This window comes from Streptomyces sp. MK7 (genome assembly GCF_032658145.1).
Lineage (GTDB): Bacteria > Actinomycetota > Actinomycetes > Streptomycetales > Streptomycetaceae > Streptomyces > Streptomyces spiralis.
Map to the genome: position 1 here is coordinate 17,175 of NZ_JAVACL010000026.1, position 21,823 is coordinate 38,997.

At 70.0% G+C, this 21,823-nt stretch carries 12 protein-coding genes and 4 pseudogenes; 5 read left to right on the top strand and 11 right to left on the bottom strand.

Annotated features, from left to right (window positions below):
- Nucleotides 1-82: 82 nt before the first annotated feature.
- From R2S09_RS25425 to R2S09_RS25475, 11 genes and pseudogenes are all read right to left on the bottom strand, one after another.
- Nucleotides 83-1,399 (bottom strand): RICIN domain-containing protein, encoded by a 1,317-nt coding sequence (locus R2S09_RS25425; protein ID WP_316743536.1) that lies wholly within the window; start codon nt 1,397-1,399, stop codon nt 83-85.
- A gap of 74 nt (nt 1,400-1,473) precedes the next feature.
- Nucleotides 1,474-3,456 (bottom strand): alpha-L-fucosidase, encoded by a 1,983-nt coding sequence (locus R2S09_RS25430; RefSeq protein ID WP_316743455.1) that lies wholly within the window; start codon nt 3,454-3,456, stop codon nt 1,474-1,476.
- Nucleotides 3,457-3,523: 67 nt separating this feature from the next.
- Nucleotides 3,524-5,932, bottom strand: coding sequence for a ricin-type beta-trefoil lectin domain protein (locus R2S09_RS25435; protein WP_316743457.1), 2,409 nt, complete (start codon nt 5,930-5,932; stop codon nt 3,524-3,526).
- An 81-nt stretch (nt 5,933-6,013) separates the two neighbouring features.
- Nucleotides 6,014-7,846 carry an RICIN domain-containing protein gene (locus R2S09_RS25440; RefSeq protein ID WP_316743460.1) on the bottom strand — a complete coding sequence of 611 codons (1,833 nt, stop codon included), beginning with the start codon at nt 7,844-7,846 and terminating at the stop codon, nt 6,014-6,016.
- Nucleotides 7,847-7,943: 97 nt separating this feature from the next.
- Complete coding sequence (locus R2S09_RS25445; RefSeq protein ID WP_316743461.1) at nt 7,944-9,485, bottom strand: arabinofuranosidase catalytic domain-containing protein; 1,542 nt, start codon at nt 9,483-9,485, stop codon at nt 7,944-7,946.
- A gap of 126 nt (nt 9,486-9,611) precedes the next feature.
- The gene (locus R2S09_RS25450) at nt 9,612-11,258 is read right to left on the bottom strand and encodes a glycoside hydrolase family 27 protein (protein ID WP_399144627.1); all 1,647 of its coding nucleotides are present in this window, start codon (nt 11,256-11,258) and stop codon (nt 9,612-9,614) included.
- Nucleotides 11,259-11,366: 108 nt separating this feature from the next.
- Nucleotides 11,367-11,684 (bottom strand): annotated as a pseudogene (locus R2S09_RS25455) (arabinofuranosidase catalytic domain-containing protein); the annotation flags it as partial.
- Nucleotides 11,685-12,029: 345 nt separating this feature from the next.
- A pseudogene (locus R2S09_RS25460) lies at nt 12,030-13,496 on the bottom strand (endo-1,4-beta-xylanase); the annotation flags it as partial.
- Nucleotides 13,497-13,566: 70 nt separating this feature from the next.
- A complete protein-coding gene (locus R2S09_RS25465; protein WP_306191808.1) occupies nt 13,567-14,715 on the bottom strand; it encodes a ricin-type beta-trefoil lectin domain protein in 1,149 nt (382 codons plus the stop codon).
- Entirely contained in the window at nt 14,715-14,933 is a 219-nt protein-coding gene (locus tag R2S09_RS25470) for a hypothetical protein (protein WP_316743467.1), read from the bottom strand. Before R2S09_RS25470 ends, R2S09_RS25465 begins: the two co-directional genes overlap by 1 nt.
- A gap of 154 nt (nt 14,934-15,087) precedes the next feature.
- A pseudogene (locus R2S09_RS25475) lies at nt 15,088-16,686 on the bottom strand (arabinofuranosidase catalytic domain-containing protein).
- 746 nt (nt 16,687-17,432) lie between these two features.
- Here R2S09_RS25475 and R2S09_RS25480 point away from each other — a divergent pair.
- From R2S09_RS25480 to R2S09_RS25500, 5 genes and pseudogenes are all read left to right on the top strand, one after another.
- Nucleotides 17,433-18,473 carry a LacI family DNA-binding transcriptional regulator gene (locus R2S09_RS25480; RefSeq protein ID WP_316743469.1) on the top strand — a complete coding sequence of 347 codons (1,041 nt, stop codon included), beginning with the start codon at nt 17,433-17,435 and terminating at the stop codon, nt 18,471-18,473.
- A 350-nt stretch (nt 18,474-18,823) separates the two neighbouring features.
- On the top strand, nt 18,824-19,600 hold the full coding sequence (locus R2S09_RS25485; RefSeq protein ID WP_316743470.1) for an SDR family NAD(P)-dependent oxidoreductase: 777 nt from the start codon (nt 18,824-18,826) through the stop codon (nt 19,598-19,600).
- Nucleotides 19,601-19,651: 51 nt separating this feature from the next.
- Nucleotides 19,652-20,002: pseudogene (locus R2S09_RS25490) on the top strand (D-galactonate dehydratase); the annotation flags it as partial.
- Nucleotides 20,003-20,168: 166 nt separating this feature from the next.
- A complete protein-coding gene (locus R2S09_RS25495) occupies nt 20,169-20,813 on the top strand; it encodes a bifunctional 4-hydroxy-2-oxoglutarate aldolase/2-dehydro-3-deoxy-phosphogluconate aldolase (RefSeq protein ID WP_316743471.1) in 645 nt (214 codons plus the stop codon).
- Nucleotides 20,814-20,851: 38 nt separating this feature from the next.
- A complete protein-coding gene (locus R2S09_RS25500) occupies nt 20,852-21,772 on the top strand; it encodes a sugar kinase (protein ID WP_399144661.1) in 921 nt (306 codons plus the stop codon).
- Nucleotides 21,773-21,823: the final 51 nt, after the last annotated feature.

The following is a 21,823-nucleotide window of genomic DNA, read 5'->3' on the forward strand; positions in this document are numbered from 1 at the left end:
AGGGCGCCCGCGCGATCCGGCTCGGCATGCTGAGGTCTGGGGGCCGGGCCCGCACGGTGTCGTGCGGGCCCGGCCCGGTGTTTCAGTTCGCCAGGCGCCAGTGCTGGTTCGCACCGCCCGTGCAACTCCACAGCTGGACCTTCGTGCCGTTGGCGGTCCCCTGGCCGACGGCGTCCAGGCAGAGCCCCGACTGCACCGCTGTGATCGTGCCGTCAGGATTGATGTTCCACTGCTGGTCCGCCTGCCCGCTGCAGTCCCAGATCGCCGCCGGGGTGCCGCTGCCCGCGGACTGGCCGACGCCCAGGCACTTGTTGCCGTAGACGACCAGTTGCTTTCCGGCGGTGTGGGTCCACCGTTGGTTGGAGCCGCCGTTGCAGTCCCACAGTTGCGCCTGCGTGCCGTTGGCCGTGGTGAAGTTGTTGATGTCGAGGCAGCGCCCGGACTGCTGGCCGACGATCTCCTGGTTGCCGGACGGCGGTGGCGGCGGCTGGTTCGAGTCGAACTGTGTGAAGAACTGCCACACCGCTGCCGAGGTCCAGGTGCGCCAGCCGTCACCGGTGGAACCGTCTATGGGCCCGGGGTCGTGGCCCGCGCCGTCGAACGCGGCCCAGACGACGGGATATCCGGACCTGCATCCCGAGTAGGTGGTGATGATGTGCGTCAGGCTTCCGTAGGCCGGCTCGGGCGGGTTCTGCGGGGTGCAGCCGTTCGTCCGCACGAAGGTGTCGCGCAGTTCCCGTCCCAGCGAGATGGGCAGCACGTTGTCCCTGATGCCGTGCAGGCCCATGTAGGCGGTGGGCTGAGTGCCGCCGTCGCAACCGCTGAGGTTCGCGCCGGAGTAGACCGCCACCGCACGGAAGACCGTCGCACGGGAGCAGGCGAGGGCGTACGACATCGCGCCGCCGTAGCTGAACCCGGCGGAGAACAGCTGGGTGGTGTCGACGCACAGACCCGTTTCGATCTGGTTGACCATGGCGTCGACGAAGGCCACGTCCTGGCCGCCGGTGTTGGCCCAGCCGTTGCCGATGCCCTGGGGGGCGACGAAGATCGTGCTGTTGTTCGCGCTGTCCGCCAGGCGCCTGAGGCCGTAATAGGACCAGTTGTACCCGTCCGTCCCGCCCGAGTCGACGTCGCCCGCCGTGCCGCCCCGCCAGTGGAAGCCGAAGATCAGCCGGTAGGGGTGGTTGCTGTCGTAGCCGGCGGGAACCCTCAGTATGTAACTGCGCGTCTGGCCGCCGCTCTGCATCGTGTGCGTGCCACTCGTCAGCGCCGGGGCCTTGCCACAGCCGGAGCTCGCCGCGGCGGCGGTCTTCGTGGCCGACGCGGGCGCGCCGAGGCCGCTGCTGAACGAGGTGCCCGCGGCTGACAGGACGAGAAGTACCGCAGCCACGATGGACATCAAGAACGGTTTGCGCTTCATGCACTCCTTCTTCCGTGGTCGGGATGAACAGGGAGCATCGGTCGCTGAGGGGGTCAGACGCCGGTGATGGTCCATTCGTTGTTGCTGCTGGAGTTCGGAGTCCACATCACCGTGGTGGAGCCGACCGTGGTGCTGCCGCTGCCGTCGAGGGCGGTGCCGGTGCCCCGATTGATGATCTGGTAGCGGTTGCCACCGAGGCTGCTGAGCGTCCACTGCTGGTTGTTGCCGCCGTTCCACGCCGCCTGGCGGGCGGGAGCGCCGTTGGCGGAGTTGCCCCAGCTGTCGACGGCCATGCCATTGGTGCGGTTCATGATGCGGTAGTAGCCGTTGCCGAGGTCGATCAACTGCCACTGCAGGTTGGTGCTCCCGTCGTAGTTCCACTGCTTGAGGTTGGAGCCGGAGGCGACGTTGCCCCCGCTGTCGAGCACCAGCCCGCTGGTCACGTTGGCGATCCTCACCCAGGTGGTGGAGCCGCCCGGCCCGCCCAGGACGGGAATCTCGCCGGAGAAGGTGAGCTTGACCGTGTACGCCAGGGCGCTGAACGGCGGGCTGGACGAGGGCATGGCCAGATGCAGTCCCGAGGCGTCCTGGGTCGGTGCGGGCAGGTTGATGTAGGTGCCGGCGGCGTTGTTCAGCAGTTGCGCCCCGGTCAGGCTGCTGAGGTCGATCTGGTTGGAGTTCAGCGTCGTGATGGTCATCGTGCTGCCCTGCCAGCCCAGAGCGGTGGCGTAGAGCACCTTGTTGTCCTGGCTGCGGGTGAACCGGATGTCTTTCGCCGTGCCGGCCACCGGTCCGCTGAACGAGCCTCCGCCCATCTTGGTGGGCCCCTCGCCGTAGCCGGCCCAGGAGCGGGTGCCGTAGACCGCCTCTCCGAAGCGGCCGAGCCAGTCACCCATGCCGAGCAGGATCGACTGCTGCCCGGAGGGGATCGTGCCGTCGGCCGTCGGCGCGATGTTCAGCAGCATGGTGCCGCCCTTGCTGACCCGGTCGATCAGCGAGTGGAGCAGGGCCTGCGTCGAGTAGTAGCCGATGCCCACCGTGTAGCACCAACTGGAGGAGGAGATGCTGTCGTCGGTCAGCCAGTAGGGAGTGAGCAGCCCTGCCGGGCCGCCGCGCTCGAAGTCGAAGACCTCGCCCTTGTTGTCGAAGCCGTCCTTGTAGGTCGCGACCACGTCCTTGTTCCAGGAGACCGCCTGGTTGTAGTAGTGCGCGAGGAACTGGAGGCGGTAGGACTCCTGCACCAGGCCCAGGTCGAAGTCCTGCCACACCAGGTCCGGCTGGTAGCCGTCGACGATCTCGATCAGCTTGTCGTACCAGAGCTTGTTCTCCGCGGCCGAGCCCTGCTGGCCGAAGAGGATGCGCAGCGTCGGGTCCGACTGGGACGGCACATGGTCGTAGAAGCCGTTGAAGTGGTAGGCGTGGTGCAGTGAGGCCATGAACTTCAGCCCCTGCCCGCGGATGGCCTGCGCGTGCAGCCCCACGAGGTCGAGCCGGGGGCCGCGCTGGACCGAGTTCCACGGGTTGGAGCGGCTGTCCCACATGGAGAAGCCGTCGTGGTGTTCGGCGACCGGGCCGGCGAACCTCGCGCCCGCGGCCTTGAACAGCTGCGCCCAGGCGTTCGGGTCCCAGTTGCCGCCCTGGGAGGCGAGCTTCGGGGCGAACTGCACATGGCTGCCGGCCTTGTCGCGGGCACCGTCGATGAAGTTGTTGTACGGCCACACCGAGGGGTCGCCGTAGGTGGCGATGTGGTGTTGGTTCTCGGCCGAACCGCCGATGTACATGTTGCGCGGATACCACTCGTTCCCGAACGCGGGAACGCTGAAGACGCCCCAGTGGTAGTAGATGCCGAACTTGGCGTCCTGGAACCAGGCCGGGGCCGGGGGGTGCCGGTCCACGGAGGACCAGCTCGCGGTGTAGCTTCCGGGGCCGTCGGTCGCGGCCGCCTCGGGGGCGAACCGCAGCAGGCCGAAGGCCGTGGCCGCACCGGCCGCCGACAGAAGTCGGCGCCGGCTGATCGGGCGTGAGGGAGGAGTCACGGAGGCCTCTTTGGGGGTTGACGGGAGTGATGCGGGAATCCGGGCCCACCGGTTGGGGTGCGGCGGGTCAGTCGCGCGTCCACTGCTGGTTGCTGCCGCCGTTGCACGTCCACAGCTCCAGCAAGGTGCCGTTGGCCGTTCCGGCGCCCGTGGCGTCCAGGCACAGGCCGGACTGGGCACCGGTGATCGTGCCGTCGGCGTTGAGCGTCCACTTCTGGTTGCTGCCGCCGTCGCACGCCCAGATGTCCACCTTGGTGCCGGGGCTGGTCCCGCCCCCCGAGGCGTCCAGGCAGGCGCTGCCGTAGACCCGCAGCTCACCGGCCGGGGTGCTCGTCCACTGTTGGTTGCTGCCGCCGTTGCAGTCCCACAGCTCCACCTGGGTGCCGGACGTCTGCGACTGGTTCGGCACGTCCACGCACCGTCCGGAGCCGACCCCGACGATCGCGGCGGTCGTGCCGCCACCGGTGCCGCCGCTGCCGGGGGTGAGGGACAGGTTGTCGAACTGCGCGGTCTCCCCCTGGCTGGTCGCGTAGCCGGCCTGTCCGCCGGCCCAGGTGCGGTCGCTCACGGAACCGACCGTGGAACCGTCGATGACGGCGGTGACGGTGCTGCCCGAGAAGGTCAGCGCCAGGGTGTGCCACCGGTTGGTGCCCAGCGCCGTGGTCGTGCCGTGGGCCAGGGCGGAGACGTTGCCGTTGGTGTTCGAGTTGAGGATCGACCAGGCGCCGGTGTCGCTGACTCGCAGGTGGTAGGCGTTCAGCCCTCCGGTGCTGCTGTAGTCCTGTGCGCCTGCACGGCCGATCAGCTCGGCGTATCCCGGCTGTTCGAGCAGCACGTCGGACGAAAGGGTGTAGTTGCTCCAGCTCACGTCACCGAGCAGGGCGTGCGGATCGGACAGCGCGTCCCAGGTGATCGGTTTCTGGGGGCTCATCTGGCGCACGCACTTGCCGCTGCGACCGCCGCCGCAGCCGGCCACCTCGAAGGCACCCTGCCAGTCCATGAGGTACTTCGCCTCGGTGCCGGTGGCGTTGCCGTCGAAGGAGTCGCTGTACGGCAGGCTCATCGCGCCCTGGGCGGGGCCGGTGGCGGTGCCCTTGCCCTGACCGGTCGTGGTGGTCAGGGTGTAGACGCGATGGGGCTGCACGGTCAGGCTGAAGCCGCCGCCGGACGGGGTGATGTCCGTGGTGTGCACGAAGTAGTCTGCCGGGTTGCCGGAGTTGACGTCGGTCGACCAGACGTGGACGGTTCCGGTGGACAGCCCTCCGGTGACATTGAAGTTCAGCGTCTGGGTGCTGCCGGCGTCCGTCGTCTCGACGACCGTGGAGTAGTCGGAGTTGTTCGTGGACTTCAGCGAGACGTAGCTGCCGTTGTTGCGGTTGCCGCCGATGTAGCCGCTGGAGGCGTCGAGATACTGCCAGCCCGGCGCGGTGAACTGGCTGGTGTGCGCCATCACCCAGGTGTTCCTGCCGATCGCGTAGTGCCCGGACCACGGCTGCGAGGCCAGGGCGAGACCCATGGTGGGGTACGGCAGGTTCGGCGTGATCGCCGCGACCACGGGCCAGTTGAGGTACGCGGTCATCCGGCCGTCGATGTATCCGCGGTTGATGCCGCGGGCCACGGCCTGCGCTCCCGCGTTGTAGTCGTCCGAGCCGTTCTCGCTCGCCCACAGCTGCTTGCCGGACGACGTGGCGGCCGACGGCACCGAGCAGTCGGACTGGGACGACCGGTAGCCGCAGGGGTAGTGCGTGCCGATGACGTTCACCGCGGCGGCGAACGCCGGGTTGGAGCCGACGTCGTTCGCCACGGACCAGTCCGAGTCGGCCGCGACGATCTTGACGCTGCCGTAGCCGTTGGTGTTGAGCGCGCTGCGCAGCTGCTCGTACCAGGAGATGTTGTAGCCTCTCTCGTTCCAGCCGCCGAGGTAGTCGATGCTCAATCCGTGCTGTTTGGCGCAGCCCAGCCACGAGAGCAGGTAGTTGATCATGTCGGTGGACCAGAAGTTCCCGCCGCCGATCCAGCCGGGGGCGCCCCAGGCGAGCCCGTAGAGCTTGATGTTCGGGTTGCGCGCTTTGGCCTGCTCCATCAGCCACCATTCGTAGCCCCGGTCGCAGTTCAGGTCGGAGCGGGTGTGCTGGTGACTCGGCTCGGCTCCCGAGGTGGAGTTGGTGTCCCCGCCGATCTCGGCCTTGAGGATCTGCAGGGAGGCGCCGTAGCCGGGCCGGAAGAGGTAGTCGAGGATCTGGCCGCGTTGGGGCTCGGGGTAGTCGATCAGGAGCCTGCTGTTGCCGCCCCCGCCGCTGATCGCGCCGACGCCGTCGAAGGTCCGTCCGCCGGACGCACCGTTGATGGTGATGGAGCCGGCGGCCTGGGCGGGAGCGGCGGTGGTGCCCACGAGGCCGCCGACGGCCAGGACGAGGCCCGTGAGCACGGCCGTCGAGGCGCGCAGGCGCCGCAGCAGCCGTCCGAATGCTGACACGTTGGGTTCCTTTCGCAGGTCGGGGGTGTCAGCCCGGGGCCGGTGTGGCGGGTCCGGCCGTAGGGCCCGATGACTGTGCGGTCAGCGGAGGATGAAGTCCTGGTTCGTGCCGGGAGCGTTCTTGCACTGCCACTGGTCCAGTTGCTGACCCGGGTTGCTGCCGGCGCCGTAGACGTCCAGGCACAGACCGCTGTTGCGGTTCTGGAACGCGTACGAGCCGTCGGACTGGCGCACCGGCATCCAGAGGGCGTTGGCCGCTGTGCCGGGGGCCTGCTGGACGATGTCCGGGGTGCCCGCCGCCGTGGAGCCGCCGGCGACGGCCACGTCCTGGCCGGAGCTCCGGGCGCGCAGTTCGCCGTAGCCGCCGGAGGCCGGCACGAACTGGAACTGCTGGTTGCCCTGCCCGTTGCAGGTCCACTGGTCGATCGCGGCGCCCGCGCTGCCGGAGTTGCCGTACACGTCCAGACACAAGTTGTCGTTGGCGACGACAAGTTGGTGGTAGCCGTCCGGGAAGCCCCCGCCGCTGGACGAGGCCGGTGTCAGATGGACGGCGAACGCGTCGTGCGGGGCCTGGAACGTGAACGGCACGGTGATCGAGCCGCTCGAGGTGCTGACGTTCTGGTCGTACACGGTCTGGGGCGCACCGAGCGGCGCCTGGTCCGGGATGCGGTGCACGGTGACGTGCACGCTGCCGGCGTTCGACAGCCAGGACACGGACGACAGCCCGTCGAAGGTCACGGACGCGGCGCCGGTGTACCCGTTCGCGTCGCCGATGACGGCCACCGCGCGCTTGGCGGCGGAGTCCTCGGAGGCCGAGATCGCGGTCGAGCCGACCTGGCCGGACGTGTCGACGAGGGTGCCGGTCATGTCGGCGTAGTCCCGAAGCGCCCACCAGTTGCCGGTCGGCTGCCAGCTGCCCCCGCTCTGGGTGAGCACTCCTGTCAGGTTCGGGGTGACACAGCACACCCAGTTGCCGCGCATCGCGTTGGTGTACCCGGACTGCGCGAACCGCGCCAGATACCAGGCCGTCACCCCGGCCGTCTGCCGGTCGGCCGGCTGGTACTCGTTGGAGGACAGCGGCAACGGACCGAGGCCCGCCGAGCTCAGGGCGTCGCGGAGGCTCTGTGCGACGGTGACCGGATCGTCGACGTCGCCCTCGTTGTGGTTGCTGATCATGTCCGGTACCGTCCCGGCCGCCTTCACATGCGCGAGCCAGGCCTGCCATTCACCCGGATTGCGCTGCGGGGTGAACGCGAGGGACGGTCCCACGATCTGCGCTCCGGGGGCGATACGCCGGATCTCGCGGTAGGCGGTGTCCCACATCCGGAAGTACTGGGCGCTGTTGACACCCCGGGTCCAGAAGACGGAGATGTCCGGCTCGTTCCAGATGTCGTAGGCGAACGTCAGCCCCGAAGCCTGCAGCGCTCCCACCGTGGAGTCGATGAAGCCGACCCAGCTGGAGCAGTCGCCGTTGTCGCACGGGTATGTCGTGTTCGCAGGCTGGCCGCCGTTCGCGCCGTAGATGTCGCTGACGAGCACCTGGTACTGCGCGTGGTAAGGCGGCCGGGTGAGCCGTTTCGCCTGCGCGATGATCGAGTCGACGTCGGCCCGGGTGGCCGGGCCGTACTGGTAGCCGTCCCTGATCCAGCCGCCGGAGAACCATCCGCCGCCGCGGAACGCGTTGAGTCCCAGGGGCTGGATGAACTGGTCCGCCGGCTGGCTGCCGTCTTCGCTGATGCCGTAGAGGAAGCCCTCCCCCACGCCGGTCGACGGTCCCCGCGTCGACGCCAGGTTCACGCTCAGCGACTCGCCCGAGGCGGCCTGGCTCTCGGCCGTCGGCAGCAGCTGCAGCACGAACGCCAAGACGATGCCGACTGCCAGTACCAGACGGCCGGGCCTCGCTCTCGTCCTCATACGATCCTCCGGTGGCTCGTCGCGCGGGCGGTGCGGTGACACGCGGGGGCGGCGGTCAGGTGCCGCCCCCGCGCTGAGTGATGCGGGTTTCACGGGGTCAGCCCAGCGACCACTGCTGGTTGGATCCGCCGTTGCAGGTCCACAGTTCGACGGGGGTGCCATTGGCGGTCGCGGCGCCGGTCACGTCCAGGCACAGGCCGGACTGGGCGCTGGTGATGGTGCCGTCGGCGTTGACGTTCCACTGCTGGTTGGTCTGGCCGTTGCAGGTCCAGGTGATGACCTTGGTGCCGGGGCTGGTGCCCTGGTCGGAGGCGTCCAGGCAGAGCCGGCCGCTGCCGGAGTACACGGTGAGCTGGTGGGAGCTGGAATGCGTCCATGTCTGGTTCGCGGCGCCGGTGCAGTCCCAGATCTGCGTCTGGGAACCCGCCGTCGTGGACGCGCCCGGCACGTCCAGGCACCGGCCCGCGCCGACCGCGTGCAGCGCACCGGTCGTGCCGCCGGCGCCTCCCACCCCGTAGCCGGCCGCGGTGATACTGGCCTGGACGGCGTTCTCGGTGGCGTCGGTGGGGTAGCCCGCCGTCATCGCGCCTTCGAAGAACTCGCCCACGCCATTGGGACTGTTGTCGCCCCCGGTGCCGAGCAGGACCGAGCTGTCGACCTTCATCGGTGAGTAGCCGCTGGGCAGGGGGCCGGAGAAGGTGGTCGTCAGGCCGCCGCTCGTGCCGTTGCCGTATTTGAGAGTGAAGTTGCTGGTGCCGTTGTTCTTCAGCCACGCGCTGACGAAGGGGTAGTGCACGCCGGGGTTGCTGGGATCTTTGTTGGAGCCCGTGTTGGTGTGGTACATGCCGTTCTCCAGGTCGGCCTCGACCCACGGGCCGCTGCCGGTGCATCCCCCGAACCAGCAGGCGTTGCCCCAGTAGATGGCGTTCATGGTGGCGTTGCCGGTGTCGGTGTGGGAGTTCTCACCGCTTCCGTAGTCGAAGCAGCACCACTGGTTGGTGTAGTTCGACGACGTCACCATGTAGATGCCTTCGGGCCGGGACCCGGTGGCCACCCCGGTCGCGTGGTCGAGCCGGTAGCCGACGCCCGGGGTGACCTTGACGCCGAAGACTTGGTGGCCGGCCGCGGTCACGGGCAGGGCCATGGCGTCGGCCCCGACGTCGGATCCGTTCGGGCCCGGGCCCTTCCAGTAGCCGCCCCAGGAGATCGGCAGGTCGTTGTGCTGGGCGCTCTGGTCGTAGATCTTCGTGATCGTGCACGACGTGCCCGAGCAGAAGGAGACCTGGGACGCCGCGTCGGCGTACCCGCCCGCGCCGAGCACTCCGATGTCGCGGTAGCCGTGATCGGAGGCCCGCTGGATCTGGTACAACGGCCCGTTGTACGCCGCGAAGAGCGCCCTGGTGGTGGAATGCGCCGTCACACACGGCGTACCGCCCGCGGCATAGATGTCGCACGGAAGCGATGCGGCCGCCGCGGGGGCGCCGGCGACGTGGGCCGGCGGGTGGACGGTGGCGGCCGTGCCGGTCGGCGAGGATGTGGCGAACGCCGGTACGCCGAACGCGGCCAGGGCCACCGCCAGAGCGGCCAGGAGCATGGCCTTCCATCGCCTTCGGCGGCGATCGGTGGTTGATTCGAGCATGGAGACCTCCTCAGTGGCAGTGCCGTCGGACGGCGGCGCCGAAGCTGCCGGTGGTCGACGCGGAGGCGCCCGGCTGTCCGCGGGAGGCAGCCCCGCAGGCCGTTCCGGCCGGGGCGCGGAGGGGACTCATCCCAGCGCCCACTGCTGACCGGTGCCGCCGTTGCAGGTCCACAGCTCGGCGAGGGTTCCGTCGGCGGTTGCCGCTCCGGTGACGTCGAGGCACAGGCCGGACTGGACGCCGGTGATCGTGCCGTCGGAATTCAGCGTCCACTGCTGGTTGGTCTGGCCGTTGCACGGCCAGATCTCCACCTTCGTCCCGGCGGTGGTCTGGTTGTTGTAGGCGTCCAGGCACATCTGGCTGCTGCCGGAGTAGACGGTGAGCTGGTCGGAGGTGGTATGCGTCCATGTCTGGTTGACCCCGCCGTTGCAGCTCCAGATCTCCACCTGGGTGCCGGCGGTCGTGGTCGAGTTCGGTACGTCCAGACACTTGCCCGCACCCACCGCGTGCAGCTCACCGGTCACGCTCGTGCCGCCGCCGCTGCTGCTGCCGCCCGCGACCCGGTACATCACCGTGCCGTGCGCCGGCACCGAGGCGCTGATGGTGCCCGAGGTGGTCGAGGACGCCCCCGACCACAGGTCCGTCAGGGTATAAGCGGACGCGCCGGTCTTCCCGATCGCGGCCGCCGTGGTGGTGATGGTCGCCGTCGAGCCCGTCTCGTTGAACAGCGCCACCGACACGTCCCCATTGGCCAGCGGCTTGGCCAGCACGTCCAGACCGCCCGAGGACGACACCATGGTGCCCTGTCTGCCCAGGGGGTCCTGGTCGACCGCGATCACCCGGGAGTTGGTCAGGACGGACAGGGTGTCGGAACGGGCCGAGGGGATGTCGGTGCCGGCGATCAGCGGCGCGGCCATCTCCGCCCACAGACTGAACTCGCTGCGGTTCTCGGTGGCCGTCAGCGAGCCGTTGCCGACCTCCAGCATGTCCGGGTCGTTCCAGTGGCCGGGGCCGGCGTAGGAGGCCAGTCCCACGTTGCTGTGGAAGATCGACAGCATGCTGGAGAAGCTCGGGCTGATGTCCCCGGTGGTGCGCCAGCTGTTGCCCACGCCGGCGCCCCAGGTCCACACGTTCTCCTGACCCCAGTTGCACAGGCTGAACAGGATCGGCCGGCCGGTGGCCGCCAGGGCGTCCCGCATCGCGGTGTACCGGGTCCGCGCCGGAACCCCGGTGTTGTTGCAGTTGTCGTACTTCAGATAGTCCACACCCCAGGACGCGAACGACTGCGCGTCCGTGGTCTCGTGCCCCAGGCTGCCCGGATACCCCGCGCAGGTCGCGGTGCCCGCGTCCTCGTAGATGCCCAGCTTCAGCCCCAGCGAGTGCACGTAGTCCGCGGTGCCCTTGATGCCGTCGGGGAACTTGGCCGGATCCGGCACCAGGTGGCCGCCGGAATCGCGGCTGTGGGTCATCCAGCAGTCGTCGATGTTGACGTACGAATAGCCCGCCGCCTGCATGCCGTTGGTGTGCATCGCCTGCGCGGTGGACTTGATCAGCGACTCGGAGACATTGCAGCCGTACGCGTTCCAGTCGTTGAAACCCATCTGCGGGGTCAGCGCGAGCCCGTTGCCGAGCGCGGCGGCGGGCTGCGCCGTACCGAGGGAGAGGAGGGGGACGGTCACGGCGAGCAGCACGGCCGAGAACGTGAGCGCCAGGGTCCTGCGCAGGGACAGCAGCGGGTTCGGCGGCCGAAGGCGCCCGGCTCTCGCAGTGATCATGAGCATGTCATCTCCTGGGTCGAATTGTGGGGGAACAGTTCCCCTGGCGGCCCTCCGGGCGGTGCGGGAGGAGCACCGCCTCCCGCACTCGCTGTAGGGAGCTCAGCGGTGGCCGGCCGCGGTGATGCCGGCCTGCACCGCGTTGTCGGTCGCGTCGGAGGGGTGGCCGGCGACGATGGCTCCTCCGTAGAAGGTGCCGCCGTTGACGTGGGTGCCGCTGGTCACCATGTACGCCCCTTCGGGTGCGGCACCGGTCGGCACGCCTGTCAGGTGACCGTCCCGCCAGTACCTGTTCCCCGGGTTGATGTACAGCGAGGACGCCTTGGTGCCCCCGGCGGTCAGCAGTGCCATCACGCATACGGCGGCGGCCGCCGGTAAGCGGGGTCTGCGAGCCGCGGGGCTCCGGGGCGCAACAGATGAAGGCTGCATTCTGTTCCTTGAACATGTGGGGGAAGGGGACAGAGAGTGCCGTGCCTGTCCGAAGGGGCTCACAAGGGGCGTCGACCGCTCCCCTCAGAGTGCCCGAGAGCCCGCAGAGCCCTCAGACATCCCATGTCGCATAGTGATCCCACACGTCTGACACCCTGTCAATAGGCCTGGCACTCCGAATCGCCACCCGATACATCCCATGTCTCGCTGTGGTCGGACCGCCATGACGGCATGCCGAAACCCGCGTCCGGCGACGGCCGCCGTGCCGGGCGCGGGTGTGTTCGCTCGGGTACTCCGAAGCGATCCGGGGGCAGGAGCGCGCGCTGGGCGCCGATCACCTCACCTGAGGTTCCAGTGCTGGTTGGCGCCGCCGTTGGCATCCCAGATCTGGACCGGGGTCCCGTTGGCGGTCTGCCCGCCGGGCAGCTCCAGCGCCCGGCCGGACGCCACGTTGATCAAGGTGTACGAGCCGTCGCTGTTCTGGCTCGCCCGCCAGTGCTGGTTCGCACCGCCGTTGGCATCCCAGATCTCCATCCGGGTGCCGTTGCCCGTCTGGCCGCCCGGCTCGTCCAGGACCCGGCCGCTGCCGACGTTCGTCAGCGTGTACGAACCGTCGCTGTTCTGGCTCGCCCGCCACTGCTGGTTCGCGGCAGTGCCGTTGGCATCCCAGACCTGCAGCGGCGTGCCGTTCCCCGTCTGTCCCGCCGGCACGTCCAGCACCCGGCCGGCGGCGGCATTGCTCACCGAATACACCGTGCCCGAGACGATGCCGCCCCCCGGGTTCCCCCCGCCGCCCAGCGCGGACAGGACCGCGTCGTAGGCCGGCTTCTTGTTGCCGCCCGCGTCGAACAGCAGCGGATTGTCCCCGCTGCGCCAGGAGTCGCTGTCCCTGATCCCCCACACCGTGATGCCGGTGCAGCGGGCGACATTCATGCACGCTCGGACCGTGTTGGCGTAGGCGGTCGGCGACGCCTGGGCGATGTCGAGTTCGGTGATCTGGACGTCGACGCCGAGGGCGGCGAAGTCGGACAGGGTGGTCTGGAAGCTCGCGGGCGGGCCGCCGGCTCCGAAGTGGCTCTGGAAGCCCACACAGTCGATGGGCACACCGCGGGACTTGAAGTCCTTGACCATCGCGTAGACGCCCTGCGTCTTGGCGTCGGTCCAGTTCTCGATGTTGTAGTCGTTGTAGCAGAGCTTGGCCGAGGGGTCGGCGGTCCGGGCGGTGCGGAACGCCTCCTCGATGAAGCCGTTGCCGAGCACGTCCTGGAACACCGAGCTGCGGTGCTGTGTGGAGCCGTCGGCGAAGGCTTCGTTGACCACGTCCCAGGCGTAGATCTTGCCCTTGAAGTGGGTCATCTCGGTGGTGATGTGGTTGTCCATCACGCTGCGCAGCGTGTTCGCGTCCCTGATTCCGCTGACCCAGCCGGGCAGCTGCGAGTGCCAGACCAGGGTGTGGCCGCGCATACGCTGCCCGTGCGCGGTGGCGTGGCCGACGATCTGGTCGGCCGGGCCGAAGTTGAAGCTGCCGCGGGACGGTTCGGTGGTGTCCCACTTCATCTCGTTCTCCGGGGTGATCATGTTGAACTCCCGGTCGAGAATCGAGGAATACGTCGAGTCGCCGAGCTTCCCGGCGGCCACGGCCGTACCGAAATAGCGGCCGCTGCCGGCCGCGGCCGCGCCGAGCGTGCCGGAAGCCGCATGGGCGGCGGGGGACGCTGTCCCTGCCAGGGCCAGAACCGCGCCGGCTGTCAGTACGGTGGACAGGGCCAGGGCCGTGCGGAGGCGGGGCTCCTCGGTGAGCCAGGACATGAAGGATCATTCTCCTTTGTTGTCGGGGGGCCGGACACCGATCACGAGTCGGTGCCGCGGTGAGGTCGGATCACGGAGCCGAGGTGACCGGCAGAGCGGTCCACTGCTGGTTGGCGCCGCCGTTGCAGTCCCACAGGATCAGTTGCGTACCGTCGGTGGTGGACGCGCCGGGGTCGTCGAGACAACGGCCGGATACCGGGTTGCGGTAACCGCCGTTGTACGCCTGCCACTGCTGGTTGGCGCCGCCGTTGCACTCCCAGACCTCGATCTCGGTGCCGTTGGCGGTACCGCGGCCGGTGGCGTCGAGGCACTTGCCGAGCGCCCGCAGGGTGCCGTCGGAGCGTGCGGACCACTGCTGCGCGTCGGAGCCGTTGCAGGACCAGATGTCCGCGGCGGTCCCGTCGGCGCCGTCGCCGCCGCCCACGTCCAGGCACTTCCCCGCGATTCCGGAGCGCACCTGCCCGCCCGAGGAAACCGGCGGCTTGATCCAGCCTGCCGCGTCCGCGGCCTGGACCCCGGCGTTGAAGGCGTCCGCCATCTTGCGGTAGCCGTTGTCGTCGGGGTGCAGGGAGTCGGACAGGTCCGCGGTGGTCAGAGCGCTCATGTCCACCAGGCGTACGTGCTTGCCGGCAGCCTGCTCGGCCTGCACGATTCCGGGGAGCCTGGCGTTGAACGCGGGCCGGTTGGCCTCCTCGGTGCCGCTGGTGGAGATGATCAGGGTGCCGACGAGGACGGTCGCGTCGGGGACGTCGCGGGTGATCCGGTCGATGAGCGCACGGAGCCGGTCGGTGGCGGTCGGGACCTGATAGTTGCCGTTCAGGTCGTTGGTACCGATCTCCAGGGTGACCACGTTCGGCCGGTAACGGGCCAGCACGTTGTCCGCGATGCCCGCTATCTGGTCGATCCGCCAGCCGGAGTGGCCTTCGTTGTCCGGGTCGGACATGGTGCCGTTGCGGCCCGAGCCGACGAAGTCCAGGGCGTGCCCCTCGGCCGACAGCTGGTTCCACAGAAAGCCCCGGTAGCCGTTCCCGGACGGGCTGCCGACGCCCCAGGTGATCGAGTCGCCCAACGGCATCAGCCGCAAGGTGGCGGGTGCGGCGGCGGCCCGCACGGCGGAGGGTGGCGCCTCGGTGCCGGTGGCGGCCGCCGCGGGCAGTGCACAGCCCATGCCGAGCGCGGCCGTCAGCGCCGCCGCCCATGGTGCCAAGTACTTCTTCATCAGCGTTCCTCACTGGTGGGGACAGTGGGTGGGGTGAACGAGCCCGCGAGCGGCCGACGGGCGGTGAGGTCCTGGTTGCTGCGGGCCGTGTTCTTGCGGGACGCCCTCCGATCATGGACCTGCCAACCTGATGCCTGCTGGGCGCCGGTCACGAACGGCTGCTGCCCCGGCACGGCCTGGTAGATGAAGGTGTGGCCGTTCCGGCCGCCGTCCCGCACCGGTGCGGGTGCCGCATCGGGGGAGCCGGGCGGTGCGGCCGGACGGCCGGAAGATCCGGGAGGTGCCCGACGGGCGCCCGGCAGGCGGAGGCCCGCATCCGGGGGCAGTGGTCCGTGGCCGACGGTAAGCCGGCCACGGACCGGAGCCGTCGGGTCAGGTGAGGCTCCATTGCTGGTTGGACCCACCGTTGCAGGGCCAGAGTTCGGCGAGGGCGCCGTTGGCCGTGGAGGCGCCGGTGACGTCGAGGCACAGCCCGGACTGGACGCCGGTGACGGTGCCGTCCGAGTTCAGCTGCCACTGCTGGTTGGCGCCGCCGTTGCACGGCCAGGTCTCCACCTTGGTGCCGGCGGAGGTCTGGTTGTTGTACGCGTCCAGGCACATCTGACTGCCGCCGCTGTAGACGGTCAACTGACCCGAGGACGTGCGCGTCCAGGTCTGGTTGGCGCCGCCGGTGCAGTCCCAGATCTGCAGCTGCGTGCCGGCGGTGGTGGACGCGTTCGGCACGTCCAGGCACTTGCCCGCACCTACCGCGTGCAACGCACCGGTGCTGGTCCCGCCGGAGGAGTTGCTTTATCCGGCCGCGGTGATGTTGGCCTGGACCGAGTTCTCCGTGGCGTCCGACGGGTAGCCGGAGGTCATCACGCCTTCGTAGAAGGTGCCTTGGGCGCCCTTGCTGTTGTCACCGCCGGTGCCCAGGATGATGGCACCCTGCTTCCGCATCGGGTTGTAGCCCGGGACGCCTGGACGCACCCCGTCGTAGAAGGTGGACAGGCCGCCGGACTGCGCGTTGCCCCCACGGATCGCCCAGTGGTTGGGCCCGCCCTTGATGATGGCGGTCGTATACCGGTAGTTGATGGTGGGGTCGTTCGCGTTGTAGTGCTGGTTCACCCCGGAGAACAGGCCGTTCTCCAGATCGGCCATGATCCAGGGGCCGTTGCCCGAACCGTAGCCCCAGACCTTGATGTTGCCGAAGTAGATGGCCTCCATGGTGCCGTTGCCGTCGTCGTTGCTGTCCGTCTCGGCGTTGCCGTAGTCGAAGCAGCAGCCGCCGTTGTAGTGCGTGCCGTCGAAGATCGCGTACATGCCCTCGGGGTCGTCCCCGGTCGCGATGCCGTTGGTGTGGTTGTTGCGGTACCCCGTGCCCGGCGCCACGAAGACACCGTAGGCCTTGTGACCACCCACCATGGTGGGCGCGGCGGTCGCGTTCGCGAGGTTGTCGGGGCCGCCCGCGGCACCGCCCCCGGGCGCCTGGGTGAGGTTGTTGCCGCGGCCCGACTGGTCGTAGATGATCGTGATCAGGCAGGTCGTCCCCGAGCAGAACGAGTCCTGGGCGGCGGCGTCGGCGTACCCGCCCGCGCTCAGGACGCCGATGTCCCGGGTGGTGTTGTCCGAGGCACGCCGGACCTGGTACAGCGGCCCGTTGTACGAGGCGTACAGCGCCCGGGTCGTGCTGTGCGCCGCCACACAGGGCGTGCCGCCCGCCGCATAGATGTCGCACGGCCCGGACGCGGCCGCCCGAGCCGTGCCGGCCGTGGCCGTGGCGCCGAGCAGAGTCCCGGCGACGAGCGCGGCTGCGGCCCCCGCACGGGCGAACGCTTTCGACCGGAAGCGCGGCGCGCGCGCAGGCAGGGGGACGTGTGCCTGATCCGGCACATGTCCCGGCCTGCCACGGCGCCGTAACGCTGCCAGAAGCCGTCGTCGTACGCCACCGCGCCCGGACAGCGGGTGGCGTCTGTTGCCCACGGTTCCCATCTGATCTCCCCTACGTGCCGGCCCAACCCGGTCGGGTGTGTTGGTGGCGCTGACGATCCCAAGCACTTCAAGGTGCCGTGTTGTCAGTGAGATTGCAGAGAGGTTTCGGGGGGAGACGGTCCTCCCGAGTCCGCGGGGTGTCAAGGCTTCGAAGCGCTTGCCGCAAAGCTTGTCGCGGAATCGATTCGACGGCTGGTTTCTTGCGGTTCAGACCCGATCCGCGCGCTCGAACGGCGCAGGCGTGACAGCAGGCGGCCGACGGCGTCACCTTCCGCCTCGTGTCGCGGCGGGTCGCGTGCGTGTCCACGACAGCCGGGGCACGATCACCCGGGCGGCCCTCCTTCATGCCGCCGACGAGGGACGCAACACCGAACAGAGGTGGTGAAGGTGTTGCGGAGAGCACGGACCAGGGCGGCGGGGCCGCGACCCGCCCGTCGGCGCTGCCATCGCCTCACGGCACGCCGTTGACCCCGTCCCCGGCCGGTCGTACCATCCCGTCGAAGCGCTTGCGTGGAATCGATTCGCTCCACACCTTTCGGCACTTGAGTGAGACGCGGAACGCACGACGGTTTCCGGCAGTCCCGACGCCGCCACCCGCGGGCCCCGACACTCGGGCATCCATGGTCCGCCCGGACCCACCACGGCGCGCACCGCACCGAGCGGTGCGGTGGTGAGACCGACGGCACCTCCACCACCGCCACCACCCGTCAGTATCCTTGCGGGCCGAGTGGGTGTTGAGGAGCTGCATGAACATCGGGGAGATCGCTCGACGCGCGGGGGTGTCGCGCAGCACGGTGTCGTACGCGCTCAGCGGCAAACGCCCCGTCGCCACCAGCACGCGCAGGCGCATCCAAGACGTGATCAACGAATTGGGATACCGCCCCAACGCGACCGCCAGGGCCCTCAAGGAGGGCCGGACCCGGACCATCGGTCTCGTCATCCCGCCGGCCGGCAACAGGCTCACACACATGCAGCTGGACTTCGTCGCCAGCGTGGTGGACGCCGCCGCCCGAGTCGACCTGGACGTCCTGCTGTCCCCTTCCGGCGGGGAACACGAGCGTTCCTTCGAGCGGTTGGTCTCGGAGGGCCGCGTGGACGGTGTCATTCTGATGGAGATCCGCCTGGAGGACCCTCGTGCGGGGCGCCTGGAGGATGCCGGGCTGCCCTTCGTCGGCATCGGGCACACGGTCGGCAACCACCGGATGTCCTGGATCGACGTCGATTACGCCGGCCTGGTCCAACGCTGCGTGCGGCACCTCGCCGACCTCGGGCACCGCCGGGTGGCGCTGGTCACTCGTTCCCAGGAACTGGTCTCGGCCGGTTACGGTCCCGCGCACAGGGCCAGAGAGGGTTTCGCGGCGGCCTTGACGGAACGCGGCCTCGACGGCGTCGAAGTGCCGTGCGGGGACGACGCCCGTTCCGGTCAGGAATGCGTCGAGGCGCTCCTGCGCAGCCATCCGGACGTCACCGCCGTCACCACCATCAACGAGGCCGCCCTGCCCGGCATCCAGCGTGCGCTGGCGGACGCCGGTCTCGAAGTGCCGTACGACTTCTCCATCACCGGAGTGGCCGCCACGACGTGGGCCGAGGACTTCCGTCCGCCGCTCACGGCAGCGGACGTACCGGCTCTGGAAATGGGCGAGAAGGCCGTTTCCCTGCTCGTGGAACGCATCGCCGCGCCGGACACGCCGCCTCGGCACATCCTGTTGACCCCCCCGATCTCGTTGCGTTCCAGCACGGCCGCCGCCCCACCGGCGGGCCGCCAGGGTTCGACCGCGGCGCGCTGAGCCGGGCGCCTCGGCGATCGCGCAGGCCAAGCGGGGCGTCGACCGTGCACCAGCAGCGGACCGAGCGGGTGTCCTCGTCGAGGACGAGCGGGCGCCGTGTGCGCGATCGGCCTTCCGGTTCGACGCCGGGTCCGGGCAGGGCCGGCCGGCGGTGTCGGCATTCGACAACGGCACATTAATTCATAATTTTCGACCAGAGCCGACCGGAGAACCCTTCGTCGGGACCCCTTGCGATCCCGGTCGAGGTGGGTGTCGAGGGTGCGCCCATCGCTCCTCACCTCTTGGCGTGCGTCGATAATTAATATTTAATGTTGCCCTCGTTGATTGCCTCAGCCACAGGAGTCGCCTCCATGCCTCCCGCCCGGGTAACCCTCTCGGAACGCCTCAGCGGCCGGTGCGCGCTCGTCACCGGAGCCGCGTCCGGCATCGGGGCCGCCACGGCCCGCCGCCTCGCCGCCGAGGGCGCCCGCGTGGTCCTCGCCGACATCGATACCGAGGCCGGAGAGGCCGTGGCCGCCGGCATCCGAAAGGACGGCGGGGAGGCGCTGTTCCAGTACTGCGATGTCGCCGACGAGTCCTCCTGGGATGGGACGGCGCAGGCCGCCCGCCGGGCGTTCGGTCCGATTCGGGCGCTGGTCAGCAACGCCTACACCGTCCGGGTCGCGGCAGCCCACGAGACCAGCGCCGAGCAGTGGAACCGGCAACTCGCCGTGACGTTGAGCGGATCGTTCCTCGGCGTGCGGGCCTGCCTCGACGACCTGCGGGCCACGGACGGAAGCGTCGTGCTGGTGTCCTCGGTGCACGCCCTGGTCGGCCTGCCCGGACGGCCCGCCTACGCGGCCGCGAAGGCCGGCCTGACCGGCCTGGCCCGGCAGTTGGCCGTCGAGTACGGCGGGCAGGTCCGTGTGAACAGCGTGCTGCCCGGCCCGGTTCTGACCCAGGCATGGGACGCCATCAGCGAGGACGACCGACGGGCCAGCGCCGCCGAGACCGCTACGGGCCGCCTGGGCCAGCCCGAGGAGGTCGCCGCCGCCGTCGCCTTCCTCGTCAGCGACGACGCGTCCTTCGTGACGGGGGCGTCCCTCGTCGTCGACGGTGGATGGAGCGTGCTGAAGAACTCCTCGTGAGCGGCCCGCGTCCCTCTCCCCCCTCAGTTCCCCGCCTTGGAGCCACCTCCTTTGAGAATCACCCGGGTTGAGACCTTCGCCGTACCGCCTCGCCGGCTGTTCTGCCGCATCGAGACCGACGACGGTGTGGTGGGCTGGGGCGAGCCGGTGGTGGAGGGCCGGGCCGCCGACGTCCGCACGGCCGTGCACGAGCTGGCCGAGTACCTCGTCGGCCAGGACCCGATGCGTATCGAGGACCACTGGCAGGCCATGACCAAAAGCACTTTCTACCGGGGCGGCCCGATCCTTTCGAGCGCCGTCGCCGGCATCGACCAGGCGCTGTGGGACATCGCGGGAAAGACCCTCGACGTACCGGTCCATGTGCTGCTGGGCGGCCCCGTGCGCGACCGCGTACAGGGCCACATCAACCGGCCCGCGGGCCCGGGTCTGGGCATCGAGGTCGACGAACGGGCCGCACGCCGCGCGAACGGCACCGTCCCGGACTGGCGCGGCCCTCTGTGGCGTCACGCCGACGGCTCGTTCGCCGAATGGTGACTCTGCCCCCGCCGAACACGACGGAGAACAACACATGCTGAACCACACCGACTTCACCCACGAACTGCACAGCAGCCGGCTGGTGGCCATCGTGCGCGGCACTGACCCCAAGGCCGCGCTGGCCAGCGTCCTGGCCCTCGCCCAGGAGGGCGTGCGCCTGATCGAGATCTCGCTGACGACACCCGACGCCGAAACCGTCATCACACAGGCCGTCAAGGAAGCAGGCACCGATGCCGTCATCGGAGCGGGCACCGTCGTCACCCGGCAGGACGCTCTGCGGGCCCGGGACGCCGGAGCCCGGTGGATGGTGACGCCCGCCCTGGACCAAGGCTTCGAGCGCGCGGTCGCGCTCGGCGTACCCGTGCTGGCCGGCGCGCTCACGCCGACGGAAGCGGTGACCGCGATGCGGTCCGGCGCCAGCGCGGTCAAGCTGTTCCCCGCCTCCCTGGGTGGCCCCGGCTATCTGCGTTCGCTGCGCGACCCGCTGCCCGACGTGCCGTTCGTACCAGTGGGGGGAGTGGACGCCGAAGCCGCCCGGGCCTACTTCGCCGCGGGCGCCGTCGCCGTGGGCGTGGGTTCACCCCTGCTCGGTGACGCCCCGCGGGGCGGGGACCTGACCCGGTTGCGGGCCCGGGCCCGGGAGTTCCTGACCGTGTGCACGGCGGGAGCCGCCGCGTGAGCGCCGCCCCGCTCCAGGCCCTGACGTTCGGCGAGACGATGCTCTCGCTCCAGGTGGACGGTCCGCTGACCGCGGGCGGCCTGGCCCGCACGGCGGTCGCGGGCGCGGAGTCCAACGTGGCGGTGGGCCTTGCCCGACTGGGGCACCAGGTCGGCTGGGCCGGCCGCCTCGGTGCCGACGAGCCCGGCCGGATGATCCTGCGGACGCTGCGCGGCGAAGGCGTGCACGTGGACCACGCCACCGTCGACCCCGGTGCCCCCACGGGAGCCCTGATGCGCGAGCGCCGGGTCGCCGATCTGGCCCGCGTGCACTACTGGCGCGCCGGATCCGCCGCGTCCCGGATGCGGCCACCGGACGTGAAGGGCGCCCTGAGCGCCGCCGCCCGCCTCCTGCATCTGACCGGCATCACCTGCGCCCTGGGCCCCGGCCCGCTGGACACCGTACGGGCTGCGGCCGAACACGCCGCCGAGCAGGGCTGGACCGTGTCCTTCGACGTGAATCACCGCACCCGCCTGTGGGATGCCGCGACCGCCTCGGCCGCCTTGCGACCGCTGCTCGGCCTGATCGACATCGTCATCGCCTCCGACGACGAGCTGCCCCTGATCGCCGGAGACCCCGGCACCTCGGAGACCGACCGGGTAGCCGAGCTGCTCGCCCGCGGCGTGCAGGAGGTAGTGATCAAGCGGGGCGCCCAGGGCGCGGACCTGTACCTCAGTGCCGATCAGGTCGTGCACGCCCCCGCCCACCCTGTGCCCGTGGCCGACACGGTGGGCGCCGGCGACGCGTTCTGCGCCGGATACCTCTCCGGTGTGCTGGACGAGCTGTCACCCGAGCAAAGGCTGCACCGGGCCACCCGCACCGCCGCGTTCGCCGTCGCCAGTCCCGGTGACTGGGAAGGACTGCCCCACCGCGACGAACTCCCCCTCCTGGACGCGGCGCCCGGCGCGACGGTGCGCTGAGCCCGCCCGGCACACGGCGAGGCGACCTCCTTCTTCCTCTCTGCCACGAAA

Coding starts and splice junctions, on each gene's coding strand:
- R2S09_RS25495 (WP_316743471.1), top strand. CDS start 20,169: ATGCTGAACCACACCGACTTCACCCACGAACTGCACAGCAGCCGGCTG.
- R2S09_RS25450 (WP_399144627.1), bottom strand. CDS start 11,258: ATGATCACTGCGAGAGCCGGGCGCCTTCGGCCGCCGAACCCGCTGCTG.
- R2S09_RS25440 (WP_316743460.1), bottom strand. CDS start 7,846: ATGAGGACGAGAGCGAGGCCCGGCCGTCTGGTACTGGCAGTCGGCATC.
- R2S09_RS25425 (WP_316743536.1), bottom strand. CDS start 1,399: ATGTCCATCGTGGCTGCGGTACTTCTCGTCCTGTCAGCCGCGGGCACC.
- R2S09_RS25480 (WP_316743469.1), top strand. CDS start 17,433: ATGAACATCGGGGAGATCGCTCGACGCGCGGGGGTGTCGCGCAGCACG.
- R2S09_RS25500 (WP_399144661.1), top strand. CDS start 20,852: ATGCTCTCGCTCCAGGTGGACGGTCCGCTGACCGCGGGCGGCCTGGCC.
- R2S09_RS25445 (WP_316743461.1), bottom strand. CDS start 9,485: ATGCTCGAATCAACCACCGATCGCCGCCGAAGGCGATGGAAGGCCATG.
- R2S09_RS25485 (WP_316743470.1), top strand. CDS start 18,824: ATGCCTCCCGCCCGGGTAACCCTCTCGGAACGCCTCAGCGGCCGGTGC.
- R2S09_RS25465 (WP_306191808.1), bottom strand. CDS start 14,715: ATGAAGAAGTACTTGGCACCATGGGCGGCGGCGCTGACGGCCGCGCTC.